This window comes from Bradyrhizobium sp. LeoA1Lang (genome assembly GCF_055413685.1).
The window spans coordinates 1-981 of the sequence record NZ_JBVAPG010000426.1; the positions used below are offsets into that span (position 1 = coordinate 1).

The 981-nt window shown below is 56.7% G+C and carries 1 protein-coding gene; it reads right to left on the reverse strand.

From position 1 onward, the window contains the following. A partial coding sequence (locus tag ACZYOF_RS43950) for a LysR family transcriptional regulator (protein WP_463719614.1) occupies nt 1-521 on the reverse strand: 521 nt, incomplete at its 3' end. Between the last annotated feature and the right edge of the window lie 460 nt (nt 522-981).

Consider the following 981-nt stretch of genomic DNA (forward strand, 5'->3'; position numbering starts at 1 on the left):
CTTGCCATCGATAGTGGCTGATGAAAAAGCGGCTGTCGAGTAAAGCCTTGAATAGGCTCATCTTCCAAAAGGAAGCAGATATCGATCGCACGTGATGCGATAAGCGATCTCATGCGCAGAATGTCACACGCAACCAGACGGAGATGCACTTTCGGTAGCAGCACCCTGCAGGCTTCCATAAACTCGCTAGCCCAGCACGCCGCAAACCCCGATGACATGCCAAGCCTTACTAAGCCTTCCGGTTCTTCTGCCACTGACCGGACCATGCGGCCCAGCTGTTCCACCTGCTCAATGATCGAGGCCGCCTCACGGTAGAAGAGTTCGCCTGCGACGGTTGGATGAATGCCGCGTCCACCGCGCCGGAGCAGTGCGACGCCAAGCTCAGCTTCAAGGGTAGTCATTTGCTGACTGAGGGCGGGCTGCGCCACGTGCAGCATGTCTGCCGCCCTCGTAAAGCTACCAGCATCCACGATGCCCAAGAAATAGCGGAGATGACGAAGTTGCAGGAAGTTAGGTGACATCAGTCGCGTTCGATTTCGGCAGCTCTGTTAGAGCCATCAGCATCATTTAGCACCCCTCTCATGCGCTCGGGCAAGGCTTCGACTCTGATAATAGTCTTGAGCATTGATTTGCAACAAGGTAGCGGCATGCCTACACCCTGACGCCGCGTGAGATTCAAACGCTTCAGGTGCGACTAAACGCCCTCGCCATCGACGCCCGTCTTTCGGGGGCGCAGTTTGGGGAGGTTATGCAAAGCTGTTGGTGCGTGGTGCCGACGGGTTCGTCTGCTCACCGTCTCTCCTGATTCGCGGGACAATCTTGCCCACCGTCAGGCAGAAAATCCACTTGTCGCCCTGGAGCTATGCGGGAAACTGGGTGATGACGGACTGAGATAGGCGGCGTATCGAGGCGGGTGTCGAAGCCTGCCAGAACCTCACATGGGATGGTTCGTGTCAAGGCCATCAATCGCAATGCATCAGC